The sequence below is a fragment of the Gracilibacillus sp. YIM 98692 genome (genome assembly GCF_010993965.1).
Classification (GTDB): Bacteria; Bacillota; Bacilli; order Bacillales; family Amphibacillaceae; genus Gracilibacillus.
The window spans coordinates 1-1,360 of the sequence record NZ_WIXM01000067.1 but is presented as its reverse complement, the minus strand read 5'-3'; the positions used below and the strand labels follow the sequence as shown (position 1 = coordinate 1,360).

The following is a 1,360-nucleotide window of genomic DNA, read 5'->3' as shown; positions in this document are numbered from 1 at the left end:
AATAAATAGGAGGGGTTCCATGGGTGAATATCGGCAAAGATACAGTGAGCAATTTAAACAAGAAACCGTTAAATTTGCACAAGAGCAACAGCAAAAGAAAACAATGACCGAGATTGCGGAAGATTTAAAGATTCCACTCAGTTGTCTACATGAATGGATGGCGAAATATCGTGAATTTGGGAACGAACCAGTTGCAGTAGAAGAGCGTGTACAAAAGTTAGAACAGGAGTTAAGAGAAAAGGAACTAGAACTGAAAGCGAAGGATCGCGAAATCAAGAGTACAGAAGAAGAACTAGCTATTGTAAAAAAGGCGGTGCACATCTTCAGCAGACCAAAGCCATGAGGTTTCAATTCATTGAGAATCATAGCCGGGAGTTCTCAGTGGTGAAGATGTGCCAATTGTTACATGTATCCCCGAGCGGTTATTTCAAGTGGAAAAAGCACAAACCAAGCCAACAAGAATGGCGTAGGAGAAAGATGAAAAAGCGTATTGTCGAACTCTATAAAGACTCAGGAAATATATATGGAAGTCCAAAGATTACACGGCTGCTGGAGAAGGAGGGATACACTATCACGGAACGTACGGTAAGCATATACATGCAGCAGCTAGGCTTGAGTTCATGCGTTTCTAGACAGTTCAAAGTAGTCACTACGGACTCTAACCATGAATATCCTGTTGTTCCTAATAAGTTGAATCAGAATTTCACTGCCCCAGCTCCCAATAAGGTATGGGTCGCTGATATCACCTATATTCCCTGTCGAGAAGGGCGTTTATATTTGGCTAGTATTCTTGATTTATGTACACGTGAAATTGTTGGATGGCGCCTTTATAATCGGATGGAAACGAAATTGGTTATGGATGCTTTGAACGATGCTTATCAAGCGAGAAAACCGAAAAAAGGATTGATCCACCACTCCGATAGAGGGACACAGTATGCTTCTTATGATTACCAGAAAAAACTGCGAGAGTACGGTATGGAAGCAAGCATGAGTCGTACTGGAAACTGTTATGATAATGCTTGTGCAGAGTCTTTTTTCAGTCTTCTTAAAAAGGAATTGATGCGTGGTCGTAAGTTCCAAACAAAAGAACAAGCATATACCGAAATCTATCGATATATTGAGTTCTTCTATAATCGCAAAAGAATACATGGATCGATCGGATATGTGTCACCAGTTCAATATGCGCAACAGTTTTATTTGAATCAGACAGCATAAATGGTGCTAAGCGCCAATCAAGAGGCAGTATGGTGGCTTTTCTTAACTTGCCGACAAAACAGATGATAGAGTGGATGGGTCAAGCGGGCTGGGCTTGACGCTTCCACGGCATCATCTATGATCTTAAAAAGTTAAGAAAAGCCTA

1 protein-coding gene and 1 pseudogene are annotated in these 1,360 nt (G+C 41.0%); both read left to right on the top strand.

Translation table 11 applies throughout. From position 1 onward, the window contains the following. Positions 1–19: 19 nt before the first annotated feature. Positions 20–178, top strand: a pseudogene (locus GHD00_RS21190) (transposase); the annotation flags it as partial. Further along, positions 175–1,215, top strand: coding sequence for an IS3 family transposase (locus GHD00_RS20815; protein ID WP_163540086.1), 1,041 nt, complete (start codon positions 175–177; stop codon positions 1,213–1,215). The pseudogene GHD00_RS21190 and the gene GHD00_RS20815, both read left to right, overlap by 4 nt. Positions 1,216–1,360: the final 145 nt, after the last annotated feature.